The 17,949-nt window shown below is 58.2% G+C and carries 18 protein-coding genes and 1 pseudogene; 10 read left to right on the top strand and 9 right to left on the bottom strand.

Annotated features, from left to right (window positions below; all coding sequences use genetic code 11):
* Nucleotides 1-27: 27 nt before the first annotated feature.
* The gene (gene purD, locus GOX73_RS02240) at nt 28-1,290 is read right to left on the bottom strand and encodes a phosphoribosylamine--glycine ligase (RefSeq protein WP_171122820.1); all 1,263 of its coding nucleotides are present in this window, start codon (nt 1,288-1,290) and stop codon (nt 28-30) included.
* 75 nt (nt 1,291-1,365) lie between these two features.
* Here purD and xseA point away from each other — a divergent pair, with 75 nt between their 5' ends.
* Entirely contained in the window at nt 1,366-2,859 is a 1,494-nt protein-coding gene (gene xseA, locus GOX73_RS02235) for an exodeoxyribonuclease VII large subunit (protein ID WP_171122818.1), read from the top strand.
* 8 nt (nt 2,860-2,867) lie between these two features.
* On the opposite strand, the gene GOX73_RS02230 is transcribed toward xseA, so the two are convergent.
* Nucleotides 2,868-3,263 carry a hypothetical protein gene (locus GOX73_RS02230; RefSeq protein ID WP_254429106.1) on the bottom strand — a complete coding sequence of 132 codons (396 nt, stop codon included), beginning with the start codon at nt 3,261-3,263 and terminating at the stop codon, nt 2,868-2,870.
* Nucleotides 3,264-3,399: 136 nt separating this feature from the next.
* On the opposite strand from GOX73_RS02230, the gene GOX73_RS02225 reads away from it, so the two are divergent.
* The 5 genes from GOX73_RS02225 (at nt 3,400) to GOX73_RS02205 (ending at nt 7,659) form a co-directional block, all read left to right on the top strand.
* Complete coding sequence (locus GOX73_RS02225) at nt 3,400-4,035, top strand: lysoplasmalogenase (protein WP_171122816.1); 636 nt, start codon at nt 3,400-3,402, stop codon at nt 4,033-4,035.
* Nucleotides 4,036-4,093: 58 nt separating this feature from the next.
* Nucleotides 4,094-5,236, top strand: a complete 1,143-nt coding sequence (gene ftsY, locus GOX73_RS02220; protein WP_171122814.1) for a signal recognition particle-docking protein FtsY — start codon at nt 4,094-4,096, stop codon at nt 5,234-5,236.
* Nucleotides 5,237-5,327: 91 nt separating this feature from the next.
* Nucleotides 5,328-6,230: an EamA family transporter gene (locus GOX73_RS02215; protein WP_171122812.1), complete on the top strand. Its 903-nt coding sequence runs from the start codon at nt 5,328-5,330 to the stop codon at nt 6,228-6,230.
* Nucleotides 6,231-6,246: 16 nt separating this feature from the next.
* Nucleotides 6,247-6,852: an inner membrane-spanning protein YciB gene (locus GOX73_RS02210; protein ID WP_171122810.1), complete on the top strand. Its 606-nt coding sequence runs from the start codon at nt 6,247-6,249 to the stop codon at nt 6,850-6,852.
* Between the two features lie 138 nt (nt 6,853-6,990).
* The gene (locus GOX73_RS02205) at nt 6,991-7,659 is read left to right on the top strand and encodes a Crp/Fnr family transcriptional regulator (RefSeq protein WP_171121056.1); all 669 of its coding nucleotides are present in this window, start codon (nt 6,991-6,993) and stop codon (nt 7,657-7,659) included.
* A 215-nt stretch (nt 7,660-7,874) separates the two neighbouring features.
* On the opposite strand, the gene GOX73_RS02200 is transcribed toward GOX73_RS02205, so the two are convergent.
* From GOX73_RS02200 to rpiA, 6 genes are all read right to left on the bottom strand, one after another.
* Nucleotides 7,875-9,404, bottom strand: coding sequence for a Do family serine endopeptidase (locus GOX73_RS02200; RefSeq protein WP_171122808.1), 1,530 nt, complete (start codon nt 9,402-9,404; stop codon nt 7,875-7,877).
* 92 nt (nt 9,405-9,496) lie between these two features.
* Nucleotides 9,497-9,691: a DUF2065 domain-containing protein gene (locus GOX73_RS02195; RefSeq protein ID WP_170482677.1), complete on the bottom strand. Its 195-nt coding sequence runs from the start codon at nt 9,689-9,691 to the stop codon at nt 9,497-9,499.
* The gene (gene hflC, locus GOX73_RS02190; protein WP_170482680.1) at nt 9,691-10,569 is read right to left on the bottom strand and encodes a protease modulator HflC; all 879 of its coding nucleotides are present in this window, start codon (nt 10,567-10,569) and stop codon (nt 9,691-9,693) included. The genes GOX73_RS02195 and hflC overlap by 1 nt, the downstream gene beginning before the upstream one ends.
* On the bottom strand, nt 10,569-11,714 hold the full coding sequence (gene hflK, locus GOX73_RS02185) for an FtsH protease activity modulator HflK (RefSeq protein ID WP_171122806.1): 1,146 nt from the start codon (nt 11,712-11,714) through the stop codon (nt 10,569-10,571). The genes hflC and hflK overlap by 1 nt, the downstream gene beginning before the upstream one ends.
* 72 nt (nt 11,715-11,786) lie before the next feature.
* Nucleotides 11,787-13,145 (bottom strand): glutathione-disulfide reductase, encoded by a 1,359-nt coding sequence (gene gor, locus GOX73_RS02180; RefSeq protein ID WP_171122804.1) that lies wholly within the window; start codon nt 13,143-13,145, stop codon nt 11,787-11,789.
* Between the two features lie 133 nt (nt 13,146-13,278).
* On the bottom strand, nt 13,279-14,064 hold the full coding sequence (gene rpiA, locus GOX73_RS02175; protein WP_171122802.1) for a ribose-5-phosphate isomerase RpiA: 786 nt from the start codon (nt 14,062-14,064) through the stop codon (nt 13,279-13,281).
* Nucleotides 14,065-14,231: 167 nt separating this feature from the next.
* Here rpiA and GOX73_RS02170 point away from each other — a divergent pair, with 167 nt between their 5' ends.
* The 4 genes and pseudogenes from GOX73_RS02170 to GOX73_RS02155 form a co-directional block, all read left to right on the top strand.
* The gene (locus GOX73_RS02170; RefSeq protein ID WP_171122800.1) at nt 14,232-14,933 is read left to right on the top strand and encodes a glutathione S-transferase family protein; all 702 of its coding nucleotides are present in this window, start codon (nt 14,232-14,234) and stop codon (nt 14,931-14,933) included.
* A 1-nt stretch (nt 14,934) separates the two neighbouring features.
* Nucleotides 14,935-16,308 (top strand): L-serine ammonia-lyase, encoded by a 1,374-nt coding sequence (locus GOX73_RS02165; RefSeq protein WP_171121044.1) that lies wholly within the window; start codon nt 14,935-14,937, stop codon nt 16,306-16,308.
* A 21-nt stretch (nt 16,309-16,329) separates the two neighbouring features.
* Nucleotides 16,330-16,758: a GFA family protein gene (locus tag GOX73_RS02160; RefSeq protein ID WP_171122798.1), complete on the top strand. Its 429-nt coding sequence runs from the start codon at nt 16,330-16,332 to the stop codon at nt 16,756-16,758.
* A gap of 208 nt (nt 16,759-16,966) precedes the next feature.
* Nucleotides 16,967-17,227: pseudogene (locus GOX73_RS02155) on the top strand (EamA/RhaT family transporter); the annotation flags it as partial.
* Here the strand turns inward: GOX73_RS02155 and GOX73_RS02150 are convergent.
* A complete protein-coding gene (locus GOX73_RS02150; RefSeq protein WP_254429104.1) occupies nt 17,172-17,858 on the bottom strand; it encodes a thiamine diphosphokinase in 687 nt (228 codons plus the stop codon). The pseudogene GOX73_RS02155 and the gene GOX73_RS02150 sit on opposite strands and share 56 nt — an antisense overlap.
* Nucleotides 17,859-17,949 lie beyond the last annotated feature (91 nt).

The raw sequence follows: 17,949 nt of genomic DNA, 5'->3' as shown, positions 1-17,949 counted from the left end.
CAAGACGGGCGCAGCCCGGCAATTGGATTACAACGCGCGCCAGCCGATATCGCGGCGGAAAAATCCGCCGGGCCAGTCTATCCCGTCCACCATCGCATAGGCCCGGTCACGCGCGTCCTGCAAAGTCTCCCCCCGTGCAGTCACGTTCAGCACACGACCGCCCGCCGCCAGAATTTGACCATCCTCAGCTTTGGTTCCCGCGTGGAAGACCATGTTCTTACTGTCTTCAGGAAGTGCGTCCAAACCGTTGATCATACTTCCCTTTTCATAAGACCCCGGATACCCGTTCGCCGCCATCACAACGGTGATCGCATGGTCATCCGCCCAGTTCACGCGCGCCTCTGCCAAGCGTCCCTCGGCCGCGGCATGCATAAGGTCCATCACCTGCCCGCCCAGACGCATCATCAGCACCTGGCACTCCGGGTCGCCAAAGCGCACGTTGTATTCCACCAGCCTCGGCTGTCCGTCCTTGATCATGAGACCGGCATAAAGCACGCCCTGAAACGGCGCGCCACGACGCTTCATCTCATCCATGGTCGGGCGCACGATTTCATCCATTGCGCGTGCCTCAATCTCGGCGCTTAGAACCGGTGCCGGAGAATACGCCCCCATTCCGCCGGTATTCAGGCCGGTATCGCCTTCGCCGACGCGTTTGTGGTCCTGCGCTGTGCCGACTGACAGGATGTTTTCTCCGTCACATAGCACAAACAAAGAGGCCTCCTCGCCCTCCATAAACTCCTCGATCACCACCTCGGCGCCGGCCCCGCCAAACGCGCCGCCGAACATATCGTCGATCGCCTCCAGCGCGGTTTCTTCGTCCATTGCAACGATCACCCCCTTACCGGCGGCCAAACCATCGGCCTTGACTACAATCGGCGCACCCTGTTCGCGAATATAGGCTTTGGCGGGGTCAGCTTCGGTAAACCGTGCATAAGCCGCAGTCGAAGCACCGGCGGCATCACAGATTTCCTTGGTAAAGCTTTTAGAGGCTTCCAACCGGGCTGCTTCTGCCGACGGACCAAAGACCAGAACGCCTGCCTCTCGCAACCGATCTGCAACCCCGGCTGCCAAAGGCGCCTCGGGGCCGACAATCACGAAATCAATCGCGTTTTCCTCGGCAAAGCTGACCACTGCGCCGCCATTCTCGATATCAAGCGCCGCGCACTCGGCGATCTGCGCGATTCCGGCATTTCCCGGCGCGACGATCAGCCGATCACATTTGGGGTTCTGCATCACTGCCCAGGCCAGGCTGTGCTCCCGCCCACCACTGCCGAGAATGAGGATATTCATGACTGCTCTCCGATCTGCTTGGCCTCGCCTTCCGCGCGTTCTAAGCTGGGCAGGCATTTGACACAAGGCGCTGAAATGTCCGACCTGCTTGACGACCCCATTCCCGGCCATAACACCCCCGAATACAGCGTTTCGGACATTTCAGGTGAGGTTAAGCGCACGCTTGAAGGCGCGTTTGGCCGAATCCGTGTGCGCGGCGAGGTCGGACGCGTGTTCAAAGCGCGCTCGGGCCATCTGTATTACGACATCAAGGATGACCGAAACGTGCTGGCGTGCACCACGTGGAAGGGCCAAATCTCGGGCTTGTCCGTGGTGCCGGAAGAAGGGCTTGAGGTTGTTGTAACCGGTCGCCTCACAGCTTTCGGTGCACAATCCAAGTACAACCTGAATGTCGATGAGGTCGCGGTCGCCGGACAAGGTGCCCTGATGGCGCTGCTGGAAAAACGCAAGAAACAGCTTGAGGCCGAAGGGCTATTCGCGCCAGAGCGCAAGAAGGTTCTGCCCTACCTGCCGCAGATCATCGGCGTTGCGACATCCCCATCAGGCGCTGTGATCCGCGATATCCTACACCGTCTGCGCGACCGGTTTCCGCGCAAGGTGCTGATCTGGCCGGTGGCCGTACAGGGATCAAACTGCGCACCCGAAGTGGCGAACGCCATTCAGGGATTCAACCGAATGACCCCCGGAGGCGCCCTGCCGCGCCCCGATCTGATCATTGTCGCCCGTGGCGGTGGGTCGATCGAAGACCTGTGGGGCTTTAACGAAGAAATCGTCGCGCGCGCTGCCGCCGCCTCGGATATTCCACTGATTTCGGCCGTGGGGCACGAAACAGATACAACACTGATCGACTTCGTTTCTGACCGACGCGCACCCACGCCGACGGCCGCAGCGGAACTGGCGGTTCCCGTTCGTATGGAACTGTTGGCCTGGACCGGAGAACAAGGCGCGCGTCTTTCCCGTTCGGCCACAGACGCGGTTCAACGCCGCGCCCAGCGTTTGCGCGATCTGTCCCGGGCCTTGCCACGACCGGATACCTTGTTGAACATTCCACGCCAACGTCTTGATCTTGTTGCAGATAGGCTGGCACCCGCGCTTGACCGAAGTGTTCAGAACCGGCGTTTGCGTGTCGTTGAGATCTCTGCACATCTGCGTCCGGCCACGCTGCGCAATCTGGTGGCGGCGCGGCAAGAGGCCGTTCGCAACCTGTCTTCCCGGCTGTCCCTGCGGCCAATCCAACGCGAGATCGAAGCGCAGCGAAATAACGTCACCCGACTGGCGGAACGCCTGAGCGGCGCGCAGACCGCACGTCTCGACCGGATGCGCCAGAATCTTGAGGCGACGGACCGTCTGCGCGAAACACTCAGCTACAAAGCGACGTTAGAAAGGGGCTACGCAGTGGTGCGCGCAGAAGGTCAGGTCCTGACGACCAAAGAACAGGCTGGAAAGCACGCTTCCTTCGAGATCGAGTTCGCGGACGGTGTGCTATGTACAGGTCGGTCAAACCCGTCACGTTCATCGCAGAAGAAAACGCCAGCCAAGAATACTCCGGATCAGGGATCGCTATTTTAAGGGGCGCGCTAAACGCCGACGTCGGGGCCGTGGCAGACCATTTCCTCGTCGATCTCATCGGCTTCATATAGTTCGGTTCTGTCCGGGTTCCCTTCAAACTGAGCGATCAAGCCGCTCCCCGATTCTGTGAACAACCAGCATTGCGGGTCCAGACGATCCTCGTACAGGAAACATATCTGGCCGCTTTGCTCGTACCAAACACCTTCCTTGCAGTCCCCATCCAAAAAAGACCATATAACTCTGCGGTTTGGCAGGTAACGTTCAACCCCGTAAACCTGCCCCTGAAACCCGTAGAACAGAGTTTTCCCGCGTGTGTATGCATCAAATTCCGATCCCGAAAGACCAGGCTCCGCGCCTACAGCCGGACCGGACATTACCATCAGAATCGCGATAGACCTCAGCATATGATCATCTTCGCAGATGTGGTGCAGCAACGCCAACTTTGCGCGCAACGCACGACTTACCCAACGTAACAGGTTGAGGTAATGCCGAGTTCCCGGCGACGCTGTTCAAATAACCATATTACGGAAGAGCCGCCAAATGACCGCCCTGTTTCTGATCGCCGCAGCCTGCGCGCTTGTGTATCTGCCGATGTCACCGAAACCCGCAAGTTGGCCGAGGTCAGTCCTAAAGACGCTGTCGGTTGCCATACTTGCGCTTATCGCAGCCCGACAGGGCGCGCCACTGTTGCTGACCACAGCTCTGGCTCTCTGCGCGGCCGGCGACGCATTACTGTCTCGGGACTCCGACGCCACATTCATGGCCGGCATCGGTGCTTTTGCTGCCGGACACTTGGCCTATATCGCTTTGTTTCTGTCCCATCCGTCCAGCGAAACAGCGCTTATCTTCGACAGGCCCGGCTTCTTCTGGTCGCTGATTATATTTGGCATCGTTGCCGTAACCTTGCTCGCCCCCCGCGCCGGAGAGTTAAAGGTGCCCGTTCTTGGATATATCCCGATTATCCTCGGTATGGGTCTTACCGTTTTGGCAGTGCCCGACATCGGCCCTTTGCGTTGGGCGTTGCCCGCAGCGTTGGCCTTTATCGCGTCCGACCTGATCCTAGCGACGGAAAAGTTCCTGCTGCCCCAAAATCATCCAAGCCTCCGCTTCACGCCTTACATGGTGTGGATATTGTACTGGGGCGCTCAGGCCGGGTTGCTGATTGCCTTTCTGTGACCCTTTGCAACTGGTTCAAATCCGCATTAGGTGAGAGGAACATCTGCGGAGACCAAAAATGGCGTTTTTCTCAAAGCTCAAGGACAAGCTGTTCAAATCCTCGTCCCGACTCGAACAGGGGTTGGACGCCATCATCGAAGATGGCGGCGAAGAAACAACAGCCCCTGACCCTGTCATCCCCGAGCCAGAGCCGCAGCCAGAACCCGTACCTGAAGTTCCGCAGCCACAGCCTCAACCGCAGCCTGTTGAAACCCCTGAACCAGTTCCAGCAGACCCAATGCCAGCCCCCCCGCCACCAGAGGCCGCACCGTCCAAAGGTGTTCTGGCGCGGATGTTCAGCCGGAACGAGGCAAAAACCGTTATTCGCCGCACGCTTGACGACGACATGCTGGAACAACTCGAAGAGCTGTTGATCGCCTCGGACATGGGTGTAGACACCGCCTTGCGCGTCACCTCCAACATGGCCGAAGGGCGTTTGGGCCGCAAACTTTCAACACAGGAAATCAAACAGCTGCTGGCACAGGAAGTTTCCCGCGTGATGGAGCCTGTCGCCAAACCGCTGCCGATCTACCCCAAGCGCCCTCAGGTGGTGCTTGTGGTCGGCGTGAACGGATCCGGAAAGACCACAACAATCGGCAAACTCGCAAGCCAGTTCAAAGCTGCAGGCAAAAAGGTCGTAATTGCAGCGGGCGACACATTCAGGGCTGCGGCGGTCGAACAGCTTCAAGTCTGGGGCGAACGTGCCGGCGTGCCCGTCCTTACAGCGCCCGAAGGATCCGACCCCGCCTCTCTCGCATTCGATGCCCTCACGCGCGCGCAAGAGGACGGAGCAGACCTGCTGATGATCGACACCGCTGGCCGCCTGCAAAACCGCGCCGATTTGATGGAAGAGCTCGCCAAAATCGTCCGCGTCATCCGCAAGGTCGACGAAACCGCTCCGCATAACACCCTTTTGGTGCTGGACGCGACCACCGGGCAAAATGCACTCAGTCAGGTCGAGACATTTCGCAAGCTGGCCGATGTCTCGGGTCTTGTGATGACCAAATTGGACGGCACGGCCAAAGGCGGCGTTCTGGTGGCGCTCGCGGACAAATTTGGCCTACCGATCCACGCGATCGGCGTTGGGGAGCAGATCGACGACCTCGCCCCCTTTGACCCGGAAGAATTCGCCGCCGCCCTCACCGGCCTTGACCAAAGCTGATCCGCCGCTTCATCTGGCTAAAAATATCCTCGGGGGGTGTGGGGGGGCAGACAGCCCCCCACACTCACCTCCCAACGCAAAGATCCGACACTTGAGCGACTGGCTGATCTCACTCGAAGGCACCGAAGCAGGCCATCAGCTCGCGCTGGGATTGGCATTGATGGCGGCGTTCCTTCACGCGGCTTTCGGAGCATTGCAGAAGGGTCGTCACGATCCCTGGCTGTCCCGTGGTGCCATCGACGCGTGTTACTGCCTGATGGCAGCGCCCTTTGCCTTTTTCGTCGTGCCGTGGCCAAAGCCCTACATGTGGCCCATCTTCGCCGTCGTGTGGCTGATTCACATCGTCTACAAAACGCTACAGGCTATGGCTTATACCAAAGGCTCATACACCGTCGTTTACCCGGTCGTCCGTGGAACCGGCCCCTTGTTCACCGTTATCGGCGCCTACCTGCTGTTCGGTGAGACTTTTACCGGCATCCAATGGCTGGGTGTCGCGGTTTTGCTTGCCGGCATATTCGGACTGGCGGCCTACAACTTCCGCTTTCTCGAAACCAACCGCGAAACGCTTGGGATCGCCCTGGCGCTGGCAATCGCCACCGGATTGTTCGTAGCGCTTTACACAACCTATGACGCTTATGGCATACGCGCGACCGCCGACCCTTTCACCTTTTTGGCCTGGTTCTTCATGATCGACGGCGCCACCATGCCCATTTACGCCTTCCTGAGATGGCGTGCGATGGTCAACCGGCCCGCGATCGGTCCTTTGATGCTGCGCGGTTTGGCTGGCGGCATCATTGCCCCGCTGTCCTTTGGCTCTATCATGCTGGCAACGCGATTGGACAAAGTTGGCGAGGCTGCCGTTCTGCGCGAAACCTCGACCGTCTTTGCTGCCCTGATCGGCTGGCTGATTCTGAAAGAAACCGTTGGGCCAAGGCGGATCGCTTTGATGGCATTGATTGCATTGGGCGCCGTAATAGTTGAAATGGGCGGGTAAACAGCAGGAAACTGACATGACAGGCAAGAAAGAAATCAATCCATTTCTAAAGCAGGTGCTGGAACTTGGCCCTCCGCTGGCCTTTTTCTTCATCTACCTACGCTTGCGGGATGACAGTTTCGAGCTTGCCGGAACTGAATATTCCGGGTTCATCGTCGCGACCATCATCTTCGTGCCCCTGATGCTGTCTGCAATGGCCGTGCTATGGTACCTGACCGGGAAACTCAGCCGGATGCAGATATTCACCGCGTTCATGGTCATTTTCTTCGGCGGCCTGACAGCCTGGTTCAATGACGAACGGTTTTTCAAAATGAAAACCACGCTGGTCTACGGATTCTTTTCGATCATCCTTGGCATCGGATTGCTGCAGGGTAAATCCTATCTCGCCTATGTTCTCGATGAAATGCTTCCCATGCGCAACGAGGGCTGGATGATCCTCACGCGCCGACTGTGCGGGTGTTTTGCAGTTCTAGCCGTGGCCAACGAATTGGTCTGGCGCACGATGTCCACCGACCTTTGGGTCAAGATCGAAACGTTCGGGTTTCCGATCGCGTTGATGGTCTTTCTCATGCTTCAGTTCAGCATGCTACAAAGCTATATGGACGACCCCGACCATCAGTAAACCGGGTGGTCGAACCGGTCCTGTGGAGCGCCAACGCACAGCCAACTTTCGGAATTCGCATAAAATCCTTGGCTAAACGTCATAGCTATGGAAAGTTGTGGGACCACTCACCATTGGCAGCCGGAGCACCATATCCACATGACGGCCATCCCAAACAGCGGCTTTTTGGCCGAGGCGTCTGACAGGCTCAGGGCCATGCTTTCTGCCCAGGCGACAGAAATTTCGCTTGAACAGGGTGAGACCCTGTTTGAACAAGGTGACGAAGGTGACTCACTTTACGCCCTCACTGAGGGCACATTGGAAGTGTCCTTTCTGGCCATGAGTGGTCGAAAACTGTCATTGAGCCTGATGAAGCCGGGCGAAATCTTCGGTGAAATCGCCCTGTTCGACAACGGACCGCGCACCGCCACGATTGCGGCTGCTGAACCGTCCCGCGTTCTACGCGTCCGGCGCAGCGACGTAATGAACCAAATCCGTCAGCATCCCGATCTTGCGGTCGATTTGATCCGCCTTGCGGGATTGCGTATGCGTTGGATGGGATCGCAAATGAATGAGCAGGTCTTTCTGCCAATGCCCATCCGTTTGGCGCGTAAGCTGCTGCACCTGTCCGGCCTTCAGGACGACCCTGCAAAACGGATTACCCTGTCGCAGAGCGAACTGGCCGAGTTCGTTGGCGCGACACGGGAAGCGGTATCCAAAACGATCTCGACCTGGAAGCGCGATAACGTGGTCGAGGCATCACGCGGCGGTCTGATGATCCATGACTTCGAAGCCCTGCGCGAATTGGCGGAATCCGATCTGATCTGATCCGTTGTGACCTGCTTCACATACGACCGGCCGCGTTAAGACTATCTTCGTAATTGTTACCGTAGGAGGTCAGAGAATCATCCCCGATATCTGTCCACTGACCTCTCCCTGTATCAGAGCCACGCGCCTTCCCCGGCGTGTGGCTCACTTCTTTGCAGAACAGAAAAAAGGCCGGAGCAAACGCCCCGGCCCAATCATTCAAGTAGACCCGAATTTCACTCTTCCAAGCTTAGAGCCACAAATCGCGGGTCACCGCCACGGCGCACCAAAAGCAGCAGGGATTTCCGCCCAGCCTCTCGCGCTTCGTCCATCCGTGCTTCCAGATCTTCGACCGAAGTGACCTTTTGCTGGCCAGCCTCGGTAATGAGGTCACCCGAGCGCAATCCCTTTGCGTAAGCCTCCGAGGCTTCGTCAACCTGAGTTACAACCAAACCTTCGACGTTTTCATCCAAGCCCATGTCGGTACGCATCTCATCCGTCAAAGGCGAGATCGTAAGACCCAGTATGTCGGCATTTTCCTCAACTGGCGCTTCTGACGTTTCTTCCTCGCCGTCCTCAGACCGCTCAGCGTCTTCACGCCGTCCGAGTGTCACCAGTACAGTCTGCGTTCCACCATCCCGGTGCACGACCACGCGGACGGACTTGCCCACTGTGGTTTCGCCAACCTGACGGACAAGGCCGCGCGTATCCTCGACCTCGACCCCATCGAAGCTGAGGATCACGTCACCAGCCAACAAACCGGCGTCTTTTGCCGGCCCGTCCGGCACATCGCTGATCAAAGCGCCACCCGGTTTGTCCAGTCCCATGGCTTCGGCCATATCCTCGGTCACGTCTTGTATGCGCACACCCAGCCAGCCGCGGCGGGTCTCACCGAACTCACGCAGTTGGTCCACAACCTTAACGACAACATTCGATGCCATCGAAAACCCAATCCCGATCGAACCACCATTGGGCGACAGGATGGCCGTATTCACACCGATCACTTCGCCGTCCATGTTGAACAACGGCCCGCCCGAGTTACCTCGGTTAATCGCCGCATCGGTCTGAATGTAGTCGTCATAAGATCCGCTCAGCGCACGGTTGCGGGCCGACACGATCCCGGCCGAAACCGAAAATCCCTGCCCCAACGGATTGCCCATCGCGATCACCCAATCGCCTACGCGGGCCACGTCGCTATCGCCAAATTTGACATATTGCAGCGGCCCCGTCGCCTCGACCTTGAGCAGCGCAATATCGGTTTTTTCGTCCGTGCCAATTACCTTTGCAGGCAATTCCTTCTTGGGCTGCCCGTCACCCGGAAAGAATTCGATCAGAATCTCATCCGCTTCGGCGATCACGTGGTTGTTGGTGACGATGTAACCATCCTCTGAGATCACGAACCCCGATCCAAGTGCATTACTGCGTCGCGGGGCGTTCTCGCCATTATTGCCCCGGTCCTGAAACTCGCGGAAAAAATCTTCGAAGGGCGACCCTTCGGGAACGATGCCCTGCGGCCCGGTCTGATTTTCGATCAGGGTCGAGGTTGTGATGTTCACCACCGCCGGGCTGATCTTTTCGGCCAACGGCGCAAGGCTTTCCCCGCGCGCAAATGCTGCCGATGTCTGCGCCAGGATTATCAACATCCCCGCAAATGCCAGCCACATCAGCCGCAAAAAACCAACCCTGTCGTCCGCTCGGACGGAAATACTGCGCGCTTGTGCCTGCACTTGGGTACTCCTTGTCGTCAATTCTGCGGGATCGCGCATGAACGCCTCCCTCTTGGCAACCAATGTAGTCGGTTTAATCAGGCCCGCAACTGAGGATCGCGGGGAAATCACCTGCAATTGAAACCACGACACTAAAACCCGACCTGATACGCGCCCCAAAGCAGGATAAAGCCGCTGACCACGCACAGCAGCCCCGCCAGTCGTCGCGCCTGTTCAGGCAGCGATCGTAATGCTTCCAGCATCCGTTCAATAAGCGAAGGGGCCAGCGCATAGGCCAGCCCCTCGACAATCAGTACCAGCCCGAGGGCCAGAAGGATCATACCCATTACTGGGATGCCTGCCCTGTTGGTGACTTCAGATAGTTAAAGAACTCTGAATCCGGGCTCAAAACCATCGAACTGTTGCTGCCGCCCAACGCGCGCTCATAAGCGGACAGAGACCGATAGAATTCAAAGAACTCTGGGTCTTTGCCAAATGCTTCGGCGAAGATCGCGTTACGTTCAGCGTCAGCTTCACCGCGGATGATCTCTGCCTCGCGGTTGGCGTCCGAGACCAGTTCGACCACGGTACGATCAGCTTGCGCGCGCACACGCTGCGCCGCCTCGTTACCACGGGCGCGTTCGTCCGTCGCTTCACGCTCACGCTCGGCCTTCATCCGGTCGAATGTCGCCTCAAGGTTGGCCTGCGGCAGATCGGTCGCTTTCAGGCGCACGTCGATCACGTTCACGCCCAGCGCACGGGCTTCAGCAATCGCACTGTTGCGGATACGCAGCATCAGCGCGGCACGGTCCGAGCTCAGGATATCGCGGGACGACACCGAACCCAGAACCTCACGCGTTTCAGCACGCAGGATACGGTCCAGACGATCTTCGGCGACCGGAATTCCGCCGACACCAACGGCCTGACGGAACTGCTCCAGATCGGAAATCCGGTAGCGGGCAAAGGCATCAACCACCAGACGACGATCATCCAGAGGCGTGACCTCCAGCGGTTGCACGTCAATAGAAAGGATGCGGTCGTCATAGCGGACAACGTCCTGAATCAACGGGATTTTGAACGCCAGTCCGGGCTCTTCTTTAACGGCGACCACGCGACCGAACTGAAGAACCAGCGCACGTTCACGTTCATCCACGATGAAAATCGAAGACAGACCAACAACGCCAATGATCACCAAGGCAATGAGGATAAGGGGTGATTTACGCATCAGTTGCTCTCCTCAGCCTGATTGCGGCGCAACTCATTGAGCGGCAGGTAAGGCACGACGCCCTGCCCCTGACCGGTCGAGTTTTCGTCCAGAATGATCTTGTCCACGTCGCCAAGCACCTGTTCCATCCGTTCCAGATACAGACGCTTGCGCGTCACGTCCGGAGCTTTGGAATATTCCTCCAGAACCGCGCTAAAGCGGCTGGCTTCACCTTGTGCGCTGTTGATCTGCTGCGCGCGATAGGCTTCGGCCTCTTCCAGAACCTGCGCGGCTTCACCACGTGCTTCGGCAAGAACGCGGTTGGCATAGGCGTCGGCCACGTTCTGCAGACGGTCACGTTCCTGCGCGGCGGCCTGAACGTCACGGAAGGCGGCGATCACGTCCTGCGGCGGGTCGGCCTTGTCAAAGTTGACGCGGATGATGTTCACGCCCGAATCGTAGCTGTCCATCGTTGTCTGAATCAGTTCCTGCAGGCGTTCGGCAATGACACCACGGTCACGGTTCAGGATCGGTGCCAACTCGCTTTGCGCAATAATCTCGCGCATGGCCGATTCCGACACGGCGCGGATCGTCTGGCGCGGGTCACGCAGGTTAAAGAGGAACCTGGCCGGGTCGCTGATGTTCCAGACGACCTGATAGTCGATGTCGACAACGTTTTCGTCGCCGGTCAGCATCAGGCCATCATCGCTTCCGCGCGTACCTCCCATATCTTCGGTTTGTTCGCGCGTTACCGGGATAACCTCAGCCGTAACAAAGGGCCAAGGCGCAAAGTTCAGACCCGGATTACCGACAGCCGAAAACTCACCCAGAAACAGTTCAACCGACTGTTCTTCGGGTTTGACGGTATAAAAACTGGCCGCACCCCAAAGAACCGCCGCAACGACCACGCCGATCAAAACGGTTCCCTTGGTGAAAATGGGACCGCCCCCGCCAGAGCCCTGCCCGTTTCCGCCCCGGCCTGAACCACCGCGACCGCCCATAAGGACGCGCAGTTGTTCCTGACCTTTTTTCATCAATTCGTCGATCTCGGGGATCTGCGGGCCATCGCCTTCGGGCGGGCGTTGCCCGTTCCCGTTGTTACCCCGATTTCCTCCGCCACCCGAAGAGCCTCCGCCCCCCCAGGGGCCGCCGCTGTTGCCCGCCATATGTATATATTCCCTTGTGTTGGACCGTGTGATCACGGGTTCCCTTGTAACTTGTGTGCGCGCAGTTGCAAATCAAGCAGTGCGTACAGGTTGCCGCATTGTCACCAGCTCTTCTGCCATGACCGGGTGAACGGCGACGGTGCGGTCGAAATCTTCTTTGGTGGCGCCCATTTTAACGGCGATACCTGCAAGCTGGATCATCTCGCCCGCGCCCGGTGCCACGATATGACAGCCCAGCACCTTACGGGTTTCCTGACTGACGATCAGCTTCATCAAAACCCGCTGCGTTCCACCTGCAAAAGCCTTCTGCATGGGTTTGAACGACGTGGCATAAACCTCGATTGGCTCCTGTGCGGCAGCCTCTTCTTCACTTAGGCCGACGGTTCCCATTTCAGGTTGTGTGAAGATCGCCGTTGGGATCAGCTCATGATCTACCGGGGTCGGATTGCCCCGGAAGACCGTTTCAACAAACGCCATGCCTTCGCGAATCGCTACCGGCGTCAGGTTCACCCGGTCAGTCACATCCCCAATGGCATAGATCGAGGGCACAGCGGTCTGGCTGTATTCATCAACGACGATTTCACCCTTGCGTCCGCGCGCAACGCCCAGCGCTTCAAGTCCAAGATCGTCGGCATTTGGGGCACGGCCCGTTGCGTACATGACCACATCGAACCGGTCCTCGGTACCGTCAGTGGCTTTCACACGGATCTGCTCGCCCTCTTTGGTCATCTCAAGCACGTTGGTCCCCAAACGGACGTCGATGCCGTTCTGGCGCATTTCTTCGCAGATCAGGCCACGGGCTTCTTCGTCAAAGCCCCGCAGGATTTGCGCACCCCGATAAAACTGAGTGGTTTTCACGCCCAACCCGTTCATGATCCCGGCAAATTCACTGGCGATATAGCCGCCTCCGACAATCAGGATGCTTTCGGGCAGCTTCTCCAGATGGAAAATCTCGTTCGATGTGATCGCCAGGTCCGACCCCGGAAACTCCGGCACAACCGGGCGGCCACCAGTGGCGATCAGGATATGCTTGGCGGTCTTGCGCGTTCCGTCCGCCAACTCGACAGTATGCGGATCAACTACATGAGCGCGCTGGTCAAAGCTTTCGACGCCGTTGTTCTTCAGGATATTACGATAAATACCTTCGAGCCGGTCAAGCTCAGCGACCAGCTTGCCGTGAAAGGTGTTCCAGTTGAATGCACCGGGCTGAATGTCCCAGCCATACGCCTGCGCGTCTTCGACCATGCCCGAGAATTCGCTGGCAAACACCATCAGTTTCTTGGGCACGCATCCCCGGATGACACATGTACCGCCATAACGGTCTTCTTCTGCAAGTGCGACTTTTGCTCCGGTTTCCCCGGCTGCAACGCGCGCCGCGCGGACCCCGCCCGAGCCTCCGCCGATGACAAACAGATCATAGTCAAAGCTCATCCTGAGTTCCCTTGTTCTTTCAAGCCAAAATTCGTTGAGTATCTGGGGTCGATTACCAAACTGCCAACCCTTGATGTTTCAGAAAGTTCGCTGAGCTATTCGCGTTCGCGCAAAGTTCAGCTTCACCACCTTGTTAATCCGCAAGATCCGCGAACAGGTTTTCTCCGCCTTCAGTGGGCTGATCCACTTCGGTTGTCCCTTCGTTGATATCGCGCACTTCGACACGGCCATCCCCATAACCGATCACGATCTGGTCACAGATATCCACGAACAATCCGTTCTCAACCACACCGGGGACCTGGTTCAAGACCAATGCCAACTGCCGCACATTCCCAATACGCTGAAGGTGCAGATCCAGAATGTGGTTGCCTTCGTCAGTCACATACGGTGCTTGCCCGATCATGCGCAACGCGGTCGAGGTGCCCAACACATCCATCGTATCCAGCACTTCTTCGATCAAAGTGCGTGTTGTCTGCCAGCCTAATGGAATGACTTCGATCGGCAGGGGAAACGCGCCCAGCGTTTCAACCTCTTTGCCGGCATCTGCGATCACGACCATCTGATCACTGGCTGTGGCGACGATCTTTTCCTGCAGCAGCGCTCCGCCACCGCCTTTGATGAGGTTCAGTTCGCCGTCAAACTCATCCGCGCCATCAATGGTGATATCCAGCCATCCAGCCTGATCCAGAGAGACAACGTCAATCCCGACCTCACGGGCCAGTTGCGCCGTGCGGGTCGAAGTTGGCACACCCTTGATCTTCAGGTCTTCTTGCTGCGCCCGTTCCCCCAAACGCCGCACCATCCAGTCGGCAGTCGACCCGGTGCCAAGCCCGACGCGCATTCCGTCCTGCACCATGTCAGCCGCGTGGCGCGCGGCGACATATTTGGCTTTGTCGATGGGTGACAACTCTCCGATCATCGCCGTAAATCCTTATTTTGCTGCCGGACTTATACGGAATGCCTGCGACAACTGCGAGAGCGAATAAAACATTTCGCAATGCTTGCACGGCTGAAAACTACGCGTTTCCGATTGGAAACGTCGCAATCGAAGGTTTCGCCTTCTGCGCAGCGGTGTACACAAGCGTTATGAACGCGCGCTACCGTCTGCACTATGCCCCCGACAACGCCTCGCTGGTGATCCGGCTGGCGATGGAAGAGATGGGCCTGCCCTACGATACGGCTCTGGTCGATCGCAGTCAGAATGCACAAGACGGTGCGGCCTATCGCGCGCTGAACCCCAACGGTCTGATTCCGGTGCTCGAAACCCCTCAGGGCCCGATTTTTGAAACGGCCGCGATTTTGCTTTGGCTGGCCGACACCCATTCACAACTTGCACCTGCACCGCACAGCCCCGACCGGGCCGCGTTCTTGAAGTGGCTGTTCTTTGCATCGAACACTCTACACGCTGACCTGCGCATCCTTTTTTATGCAGAAAAATACATTGAGGCGACGCAGACCGATCCTTTGCGCGCAGGAATACGCCAGAGATTGCGCCAGCACCTTCAGGTTCTGGAAGCCACAGCAGAGCAAACCCCGAACTGGCTGCACCCCGAGAAACCCTCGGTTCTAACGTATTACCTCGCTTGCCAGATGCGGTGGATGGCCCTCTACCCGATGCAGTCCGACCGCAGTTGGTATCAGGTGCACGATACACCGCGCCTGCGGGACGTGCTTATGCACCTGGAAACCCGCCCTGCGACCCGCGCGGTTATCAAAGCCGAAGGGTTGGGGGTTACACCGTTTACTTCTCCGACTTATGCTAACCCTCCAGAAGGCTCCGCTACCTGATATGTTCCTGTCTGTCTTCGATATGTTCAAAGTGGGCATCGGCCCGTCCTCGTCGCACACAATGGGTCCGATGGTGGCCGCGGCACGTTTTCTGGACCTTATGCGCGATTCTCCGTTCGAATTTGCGGGCCTGCGCGGCTCGCTGCACGGCTCTCTTGCTTTTACAGGTGTTGGGCACGCCACGGACCGCGCGACGATACTGGGGCTGGCTGGATTTGTTCCCGATACTTACGACAATGAAAAAGCCGAAGCCGCGCTGCTGGCCATCAAAGAGAGCCACAGCGTTACCCCCGATGGTTTGCCGACGCTGCATTTCGACCCCAAGGCGGATTTGGTCTTTGATTACGATCACACCCTACCGGGCCACGCCAACGGCATGATCCTGATGGCCACGGACGCACAAGGCGACGTAATCCTGCGGCAGGTCTACTATTCGATCGGGGGCGGGTTTGTCCTGACCGAAGAAGAACTGGCCGCAGGCAAAGCCACCGACGAAGGCGCCCCCGTCCCCTTTCCGTTCAAATCGGCGGTCGAAATGCTGGACATGGCCAAGGCCAGCGGCAAAAACATCGCCGAGATGAAGCGCGCCAACGAAATCGCGCGCGGTTGTGCCGACAGTTTTGCCAAAGGCTCGGCCCGTCTGTGGCAAGTCATGAACGACTGTATCGAGCGCGGCCTGCACACCGATGGCATTCTGCCCGGTGGCCTGAGCGTGCGCCGCCGCGCTAAGGGTATCCACGACGCGCTTCAGGCTGAACGAGGGATGAACCTGAATGCCCCGCACACCATCAACGATTGGATGAGCGTTTACGCCATGGCCGTAAACGAGGAAAACGCCGCCGGTGGTCAGGTCGTAACAGCGCCAACAAACGGCGCTGCCGGGGTTCTGCCTGCGGTCCTGCGCTATTACCTCGATCACGTGCCCGGTGCTTCGGAAACGCATATTGAGGATTTCTTGCTGACTGCGGCTGCCATTGGCGGGCTGGTCAAGTTCAACGCGTCGATCTCGGGTGCCGAAGCTGGGTGTCAGGCCGAGGTTGGCAGCGCCTCGGCAATGGCTGCGGCGGGGCTGTGCGCTGTGATGGGTGGCACGCCTGAGCAAGTGGAAAACGCGGCTGAAATCGCGTTGGAGCACCACTTGGGCATGACCTGCGACCCGGTCGCAGGGCTGGTTCAGGTTCCCTGCATCGAGCGCAACGGGTTGGGCGCAATCAAAGCAGTTTCCGCAGCGTCTTTAGCGTTGCGCGGTGATGGTCGTCACTTTGTCCCCTTGGACGCAGTCATCGAAACCATGCGCCAAACCGGGCATGACATGCATGAAAAGTACAAAGAAACATCGTTGGGTGGTCTGGCCGTGAACGTGCCCAATTGTTGAGCCCCGAGTCGGAGGAGCCTTATGCACGGACACTGCCTATGTGGTTCTATAACCTTTGAGGTCGATCCCCCTGCCCTGTCCTGCGTGACCTGCCACTGCGACAGTTGCCGACGGCAATGCGCCGCACCAATGACAACATATTTCGGGGTGCGCGACGGCCAGTGGCGCTGGACAGGCAAGGAACCAAAGACCTTTACGTCTTCGCCCGGCGTTGAACGCAGTTTCTGCCCGGAATGCGGCACGCCGATCTCGTTTCGGTCTCAGGCGATGTCGGGCATCCTGCATCTTTACGTCGCGACGCTGGACAATCCCGACGCTTTGCAGCCGACGCTGCATGTAGCCCACGAAGAAAAGCTGGAATGGCTTAGGCTGAATGACGATCTGCCGGTCTGCATTGGGCCGGACTACACCCAAGTACAGCCCTTGCCCGAAGACCCCCATTCAACTTAGCGTCGCGGGCATGACACAGGATCGCCCCGTCTTCGGCATCGTCTTGATGCTTGGGTTTTGCGTGCTCGCCCCCTTGGGCGACGCGATTGCCCTTCAAGCTGTTTCGGGTGCGATGGCCACCATCATCATGTTGCCCGTCCTGATCGCTGGAACCGCGACGGAGGTCTGGCACCTTTCGCTGGTCGTCCCAACTGAAGGCACCCATTTCCTGTTCTTGGCGATAGGCCTGCTTGGGACCGTCGCGCATCTGTTTATGACGTGGTCACTGCGCTATGCGCCCTCGGCGACGCTGGCCCCGATGCAGTACCTTGAGATACCAGTCGCCACCCTGTTCGGCTGGCTGGTCTTTTCGGACCTGCCCAACGGCATGGCCGCGATCGGTATTGCGGTCACTGTTCTGGCCGGCCTCTATGTCATTCTGCGCGAACGGGCCAGCGCCCGATCTGCCCCGACTGAAACGCCTGCATAACCGTATCCAAAGCCGTCCTTGGGACCATTACCAACAACCCCGGCGTGTCCATGGTTAGCGTAACCTCAGACACTGCCCGGTTCGATGTCCCAACCACTCCGTCAGGTTCCAGAACCAGCGTGTCGATCGGCCATTCCAATCCCGTACTCCGCCCCGTTACCTGCTGAAATGGAAACAATGAGACGACGTCACCCGGCGCAAGCGCAAGCCTGATGTTTGGCGGTGCGTGAAACACGACCTCATGCTCCCCCAACAGGACGCAGGGCCGATCCTGCCGCCTGACCAACCCGTTAAGCACGGCCAATTGGTGATCCAACCGCCCGCCAAGAAACCCGACCCCCAGGATCAGCGGCGCGTCTAGGCTGCGCAATGCCTTGTCAAAGTCCGTGCTGTCTTGTTCACGAATTGGAAACAGACGGTCGGATGGAATCTGCGCTTTGTGGGATGCCTCCAACGAATCGAAATCACCGATCACGGCCTCGGGGATATGTCCGGCCTCAAGCACCGGTATCGCTCCGCCATCGGCAGCTACGACCCTACCTGCGCGAATCAGCGCGATTTCCAGATCGCGGGGCCCAATTTGCCCGCCTCCGACCAGCACAATTGGCTCGTCAGAGCGCACAATTGGCATATTTTTTCTAAGATTGATCATTTTTCCCGGTTTTGGACACATTCAGACCACAAAATGATAGGTTTATAAGCAAAGTTTCGAACCAATAGGG

This window comes from Ruegeria sp. HKCCD7221 (genome assembly GCF_013031225.1).
Classification (GTDB): domain Bacteria; phylum Pseudomonadota; class Alphaproteobacteria; order Rhodobacterales; family Rhodobacteraceae; genus Ruegeria.
This window is presented reverse-complemented; position numbering and strand designations above follow the sequence as displayed.